Source organism: uncultured Meiothermus sp. (assembly GCF_937863175.1).
Classification (GTDB): domain Bacteria; phylum Deinococcota; class Deinococci; order Deinococcales; family Thermaceae; genus Meiothermus.
This window is the reverse complement of record NZ_CALMCQ010000416.1, coordinates 1-5,023: the sequence shown is the minus strand read 5'-3', so window position 1 is coordinate 5,023 and position 5,023 is coordinate 1. Positions and strand designations below refer to the sequence as shown.

Genomic DNA, 5,023 nt, shown 5'->3' with positions numbered 1-5,023 from the left:
GAGCCTGCAGGAAGCCCTCGAGCTTGGCCGGGGCAACCTCGAGCGAGCCTTCATTCGCAGGCTGGAAGAGGCGGCTTGAGCATGGCCGGGCCGGTGGACAACCAGCGGTCGCAGCGGTTTGGCCTCAGCCACCGGATCAGCCACTTTTGACGCACCGAGGGTGCTAGCTATGAACGAAATCTTGATCATTGCCCGCAAAGAACTTCTAAGCGTGGTGCGTGAGCGCCGGGTGCTCTTCACCACCCTGGTTCTGCCCATTATTGTCATGCCCGTCCTGATGTTCGGGCCAATGATGCTGCTGGGCAACGCCGCCCGGCAGACCCAGGAGGACGTGCAGACAATTGGAGTAAAGGGGGTTCCGGCGGAGGTACTGGAACTTCTCCGCGAGGCCAGGCTCGAGCCGGTTGCCATGGCCAACCCCCAGCAGGCGGTGCAAAACCGCGAGGTTCTGGCTGCCCTGGTCTTCTCAGGCGGCGCCTACACCGTTTATGGACGGCTTTCTGGCGGAGCTACCCAGAGCCGGCTGGTGGTTCAGAAGGTGCAGGATGCGCTACGCGATTACAAAGACCAGGTAGTAGCCCAGCAGCTCCAGGCCCGGGGGGTTGGCACCGAGGTGCTGGAGCCCTTCAAGATTGAAACCAGCGATGCCTCGAGGCCCCAGGAGCAGGCGGCGGGCCTGCTGGCTTTCCTGATTCCTTATTTTCTGGTCTTGTTTATTCAGGCGGGTGGCATGCCGGTGGCGGTGGATGCTACCGCAGGAGAAAAAGAGAAAGGAACCCTCGAGGCCCTGCTGGCCGCCCCGGTGCCCCTGATTCAGATTCTGCTGGGCAAGGGGCTGGCGGTATTCGTGATGTCCATACTGTCTACGACCTCTGTCATGATAGGTTTTCTGCTGGGAGGCTGGCTGATGCAAAACCGCTTTGCTACGCAGCTACAGCCACTACAGGATGGGGAAAACGTGGTTCGGTTGGGGGGTACACTGGCCCTCGAGCCGCTGGGCTATCTCTCCGTGGTGGTCACTTCGGTCTTGTTCGCCCTGCTCATCATCGCCATCATGATTTCGCTGGGCCTTTACGCCCGCACCTTCAAGGAAGCCCAGAGCTACATGACCCCGCTTAGTTTTGTAATGCTGGTTCCTTTGCTCTTCCTACAATTCTCCGATTTTCTGACCCTGCAGAACTGGTTTTTCGCTCTGCCCATCGTCAATGTGGTGCTGGCCCTGGACGGTATCATCAAAGGTTCGGCCACCCTGTCCCAGTTGAGCCTTACCTGGGCCTCGACCCTGATCTTTGCGATGCTGGCAACTTACCTGGCCTACCGCAATTTCCAACGTGAAGATGTGGTGTTCAGGAACTAGGCCAGCGGCTGGGCCACCGGCGGTTTCTCGTTTAAGATGGCCTGCACATCTGGATACTGCCTGATGTTGTAGAAAGGGTCGCGCTCGGCAGGGGTAAAGCCCGCATCGGAGATGTGCCGTACAATCTGCCGCACGGTGGCGTGGGTGCGGTGGTGCCCGGCAGCCACGCTGACCACGTTTTCTTCCAGCATGGTGGAGCCAAAGTCGTTGGCTCCGTAATATAGCGCAACCTGGGCTACCTTGAAACCCATGCTGGGCCAACTGGCTTGCAGGTTGGGAATGTTGTCTAAGGCGATGCGGGCAATGGCAAGTTGCTGCAGGTATTCATGGGCGGTGGCCCCGGGGGCCTTGCCCTTCAGGCGGGTGTGTTCGGTTTGCAGGGTCCACATGGCAAATGCGGCAAAACCCTGCCCGTACTGACTCATGGCCCTGTCCTGCTGGTCACGAATCTTGATCAGATGAGCGACGCGCTGTTCGTAGGTTTCGCCAAAGCCGATCACCATGCTGGCAATGGTATACAAGCCCAGGCCCTGGGCGGTCTGCAGGATGCGGAACCAGTCGCTGCTTTTGATACGAGCAGGGGCCGCTTTGGCCCGCACTTCGTCTACCAGAATCTCGCCGCCAGCACCCGGTAGCCCGTCCAGACCGGCTTCTTTGAGCCTGGTCAGCAGCTCGAGGCTATCGCGCCCGGTGATCTTCTCCAGACCCAGAATCTCCTCGGGGCTGAAAGCATCAATGCGTACCTCAGGATACTGCTGTTTGAGATAGCGCAGCAAATCCAGATACCATTCGAAAGGAAGGTCGGGGTTCACACCACCCTGCATCAGGATCCTTCGCCCCCCGATGTTCATGAGCTCTTCTATTTTTTGTCCGATTTGCGGGAATGACAGCACATAGGCGTCTTTTTGCTTGCCGGTGCGGTAGAACGCGCAGAAGTTACAGGCTACGTTGCAGATGTTGGTGTAGTTGATGTTGCGGTCTATCAAATAGGTCACGACCTGGGGATTGCTACGCTTCAGGCGCAATTCGTTGGCGGCGGCTGCCACTTCTGGCAACGGGAGACTGTAGAGTTCGCGTAGTTCATCAGCGGAAAGTCGTTCGCCTGCTACAGCATGGCTCAAAACATCCATGGGTTCATTCTACCCGAGGGATTTTTGGTGAAATAGTGGGACAATCAACCCCGTGGACGGGTCAGGGGACGAGAGTCGAGCTACCCTTCGACCCCGGATCCTGGATCAATTCAGGTGAATTCGGGGTCAATCGTTTTCAAATCAAAAGCGCGGTCACTGCGCGCATCCCTTGGAAACCACTTCTGAACCGCATCGCCGCCTTCGGCATCGCACAGTGGCAATGGAATGCTGGCGTGAACAATAAAAAGGCTATTGACCGGCTTCTTATCGGAACCTACTCGTCTTCGTCCCGGTCGCCCTCATCGCTTTCGATGTCGTCAATGTAATAATCTTCGATCTGGCTGGCATCGGCGATGGTCTGACCATTGCTGATGAACTGGATCCCACCGTCTTCGCTAATCTGGAGGCTCAGATCGTCCAGGTTGGCGTCGTCGGGAACGTGCACTTGCATCATCACTGCTACTTCGATTCGCATACCTACCTCCGCTCCGATAAATTATGCGCCGGGTGTCAGGGTAACTCAAGCTCGAGTCTTCCCTCCCAAGCGGTATTTCAAAATCTCCACATACATCTTCAGGCGCAGTCCCAGACCCTTCCAGAAGCCGCGTTTCTGCTCCTTCATGATCTGCCCAGCACCGGGCAGTTCGATATAGGCCCATCGGGCCTTAGTACGGGCCAGGTGGTCGGTAATGGCCGGCTCCGGCCAGCGATGCCTGGTCAGGTTGGGAACACTCCTGAGCCAGTCGGTAGGACAAGCCCGCTGCCCGGACAAAAAAGGGGTGGCCCGGTTGCCAAAGTCGGTCATCAGCCCCCCAGCCTTGAAGACCCCGATGGCCATATCGAGTTTCCCAGTCCGAACGGGTTCCAGCATGGCCAGTAAGTGCCGGGGTTTCAGGCCGACCAGATCGGCATCGAGCATCAGTAGATAGGGGGTCTGGACATGGGCCAGCCCATAGGCCACGGCTCCGCTTTTGCCCCGGTTCTCGAGCAGGCGCAGCACCCTAGCTCCGGCCTTTTCGGCGACCCGGGCGGTCTGGTCGGGGGAGCCGTCGTCGGCTACCAGCACCGGCAAGCCCGCTTCCAGCACCACTTCTACCACGGCTGCGATATGGGCTTCTTCGTTGTAGGCCGGAATCAGTACCGTGGTATCCATCCTGAGAATTATTTTACCCACCGGTCAGGTTGCGGATGTCGTTAATGGTTACCAGTACGATCAACAGAATCAAAAACACGAAACCGCCGTAGGAGAGCCGGGCCTCGGTCTCGGGTTTGATGCGCCCCCCGGTGAGAACGTTGGCGAAGAGAATCAGGATGCGCCCCCCATCGAGACCGGGTATGGGCAGCAGGTTGAACACGGCCAGGGAAAGGTTGATCAGGGCAAGCAGGCTTACTATCGTGGCCAGGCCCTGCTCGGCGGCCTGACCGGTTATGTTGACAATGCCTACCGGCCCCGCGATGCCCTGAGCCTGCTGGCCAGTCAGGAGCCGGGCCATGCTGCCCACGAACTCCTGTACAAAACGCGGAACCGCGATCACGGTTTCGCTGATAGCCCGGCCCAACCCCTCGAAGAAGCTGGTGCGGGTGTACCCCAGCACCTCGGCGCGGAAGACGATGCCCAGCCGCTCCCGAGTGTTGTCCCAGTTAAAACGCACGGCGACTTCCTGCCCTTCGCGCAGGAGACCAAAGACCTTCTCACCCGTGGTCTGGCGGAAGCGGGTGACCTGATCGTGAGACTCGAGCCTGACCCCGTCAATGCTCAGCACGCGGTCGCCGACCATAAAACCAGCCTGCTCGGCCAGGCTACCCGGTACTACCTCGGTGATTTCGGCGCGGGTTTGAGGGATGCCCTGAAGAGAGGTGAGGGCTGCCATTACCCCCCAGGCCAACAGCAGGTTCATGACCACTCCCCCCACCAGGATCAGGAACTTGCCAGGCCCGGAGAGCCGAGCATAGCCGTGGGTATCACCGGGCATCATGCCGTCAATTTCGGCATAGCCCCCCAGCGGGATCGCATTGAGCCGCCAGGTGGTGCCCCAGCGGTCGAACTTAAGCAGGGTAGGGCCAAAACCCACCCCAAAGTTCTTAACGCCCACCCCTTGCCAGCGGGCCGCCAGGTAGTGGCCCAGTTCGTGTACGAAGACACTGATTGAGATGATGAGTAGGAACCAGAGGATGCTCATGCTTTACTCCGCCAGGGGTTGGTAAGTGGGTGGGGAATGTCTGTTGCCTGAAGAGGGATCTTGCCCATGTCTAGACCTCTACCTTGAGGAATTCTCGAGCCAGCCTGCGGGCCTCGAGATCGGCCTGGTAGACATTGTCCCAGGTGAGGGCCAGGGCGGGCGTCTGTTGCAACACTTTCTGCAAGACTCTGGGAATCTCGAGGTAGCCGATCTGGCCCTCCAGGAAAGCCTCTACCGCAACTTCATCGGCAGCGTTGAGCATGACCGGGGCCAGACCCCCCATGCGTCCGGCCTCATAGGCCAGAGCCAGGGCGGGAAAACGCTGGGTATCGGGGGTATAGAAGTCCAGACGCTCT

At 59.0% G+C, this 5,023-nt stretch carries 5 protein-coding genes and 1 pseudogene; 1 reads left to right on the top strand and 5 read right to left on the bottom strand.

All coding sequences use genetic code 11. The features are described 5' to 3' along the window. The first annotated feature begins 169 nt into the window (after window positions 1-169). Window positions 170-1,357 carry an ABC transporter permease gene (locus Q0288_RS15785; protein ID WP_299432534.1) on the top strand — a complete coding sequence of 396 codons (1,188 nt, stop codon included), beginning with the start codon at window positions 170-172 and terminating at the stop codon, window positions 1,355-1,357. Here Q0288_RS15785 and mqnC read toward each other — a convergent pair. The 5 genes and pseudogenes from mqnC to Q0288_RS15760 form a co-directional block, all read right to left on the bottom strand. Continuing rightward, window positions 1,354-2,487, bottom strand: coding sequence for a cyclic dehypoxanthinyl futalosine synthase (gene mqnC / locus Q0288_RS15780; protein ID WP_299432531.1), 1,134 nt, complete (start codon window positions 2,485-2,487; stop codon window positions 1,354-1,356). The genes Q0288_RS15785 and mqnC overlap by 4 nt on opposite strands. A 274-nt stretch (window positions 2,488-2,761) precedes the next feature. Continuing rightward, a complete protein-coding gene (locus Q0288_RS15775) occupies window positions 2,762-2,962 on the bottom strand; it encodes a hypothetical protein (protein WP_299432529.1) in 201 nt (66 codons plus the stop codon). A gap of 45 nt (window positions 2,963-3,007) precedes the next feature. Next, on the bottom strand, window positions 3,008-3,640 hold the full coding sequence (locus tag Q0288_RS15770) for a glycosyltransferase family 2 protein (protein ID WP_299432526.1): 633 nt from the start codon (window positions 3,638-3,640) through the stop codon (window positions 3,008-3,010). Window positions 3,641-3,653: 13 nt separating this feature from the next. Next, window positions 3,654-4,667, bottom strand: coding sequence for an RIP metalloprotease (locus tag Q0288_RS15765; RefSeq protein WP_299432523.1), 1,014 nt, complete (start codon window positions 4,665-4,667; stop codon window positions 3,654-3,656). A gap of 70 nt (window positions 4,668-4,737) precedes the next feature. After that, window positions 4,738-5,023, bottom strand: a pseudogene (locus Q0288_RS15760) (1-deoxy-D-xylulose-5-phosphate reductoisomerase); the annotation flags it as partial.

Excerpts from the sequence above, each read along its gene's own strand:
- Q0288_RS15765 (WP_299432523.1), bottom strand. The coding sequence starts at position 4,667 with ATGAGCATCCTCTGGTTCCTACTCATCATCTCAATCAGTGTCTTCGTA.
- Q0288_RS15775 (WP_299432529.1), bottom strand. The coding sequence starts at position 2,962 with ATGCGAATCGAAGTAGCAGTGATGATGCAAGTGCACGTTCCCGACGAC.
- Q0288_RS15785 (WP_299432534.1), top strand. The coding sequence starts at position 170 with ATGAACGAAATCTTGATCATTGCCCGCAAAGAACTTCTAAGCGTGGTG.
- Q0288_RS15770 (WP_299432526.1), bottom strand. The coding sequence starts at position 3,640 with ATGGATACCACGGTACTGATTCCGGCCTACAACGAAGAAGCCCATATC.
- mqnC (WP_299432531.1), bottom strand. The coding sequence starts at position 2,487 with ATGGATGTTTTGAGCCATGCTGTAGCAGGCGAACGACTTTCCGCTGAT.